The organism is Kineococcus vitellinus, assembly GCF_009906315.1.
GTDB classification, from domain to species: Bacteria; Actinomycetota; Actinomycetes; order Actinomycetales; family Kineococcaceae; genus Kineococcus; species Kineococcus vitellinus.
On the sequence record NZ_JAAALL010000576.1, the window covers coordinates 1 to 1081 of the forward strand.

General features: G+C 81.4%; 2 protein-coding genes. Both read right to left on the reverse strand.

The genetic code is table 11. From position 1 onward, the window contains the following. Nucleotides 1-70: 70 nt before the first annotated feature. Nucleotides 71-682, reverse strand: a complete 612-nt coding sequence (locus GTQ99_RS23520) for an AAA family ATPase (protein ID WP_166618055.1) — start codon at nucleotides 680-682, stop codon at nucleotides 71-73. Next, a partial coding sequence (locus GTQ99_RS23525) for an ROK family protein (RefSeq protein ID WP_166618056.1) occupies nucleotides 679-1081 on the reverse strand: 403 nt, incomplete at its 5' end. The genes GTQ99_RS23525 and GTQ99_RS23520, both read right to left, overlap by 4 nt.

The window sequence follows — 1081 nt, forward strand, 5'->3', positions numbered from 1 at the left end:
GCCCGCCGCAACCCCCGGGACGGGCGCCGCTGCACCGCCGCTCGCCGGGCTGAGGAGGCGGCGCACCGCGTCAGCGGCCGGGTTCCTCCGGTTCCGCGGGTTCCGCGGGTTCCGCGGGTTCCGCGGGTTCCGCGGGTTCTCCGGGTTCGTCCGGAACCTCCAGCACGCGGCTGAAGCCGTCGGCGCGCAGGCCGTCCGCGGTCAGCAGCGAGCGCCGGTGCGCGTGCCGGGCGAGGACGTCCGCGGGCACCCGCTCCTGCGGTGCCCGGGCGGCGTCGCGGTGCAGCAGCCGCGCCACGTCCAGGGCGGGCAGCAGGACGGCGACGGCCGGCAGCCCCGCCGCCGCGGCGCGGGCCACGTGCACCCGCCGCTCGCTGCGCCGCAGGTGCGTGGCGTCCGCGAGGTAGCCGAAGCCGAACCCAGCGAGCGCGTCGCAGCGCCGCGCCGCCCGGCGCAGCGCGGGCAGCGTGTACGCCTGGGCACCGCGGTCGGCGGCGCCGCGGCGCAGGTCCTCCTCCCGCAGCCGCCGGCGCAGGTCGTCGAGGCTGACGACGCACCCGGGGTCCAGCCCGGCGGCCAGCCAGCGCCGGCGCAGCGTGCTCTTGCCGCTGGCCGCCGCGCCGACGAGCACCACGACCGCCCGCGGCAACGGCGCCCAGGGCGGCCCGGGGGGGTGCGTCACCGGGCGGCGCCCGCCGCGGGGGCGGTGCGCAGCGGGTCCGAGCGCACCTCGTCCAGCGCCCGCTTGACCGCCCCCAGCACGACGACGTCGCGCCCCAGGGCGGAGGCCGCCACGAGGGGGCGGGGCGGGTCGAGGTAGTCCGGCAGCTCGCGCGCGACCACCTCCACGAGCGGCTCCGCGGAGCCGGCCACCCCGCCCGCGACCACGACGAGCTCGGGGTCGAAGAGGCTGGCCAGGGTCACCACGACCCGGGTCAGGCGCTGCCCGGCGCTCTCGACGGCCGCGAGCGCGCGCGGGTCGCCGGCGCGGGCGGCGGCGAACACCTGCTGGGCGTCGACCCCGTCCTGCGCGGCGGTGCCACCCGCTCCACCGCGGCCGCCCGCGCTCCCCGCGCCGCCG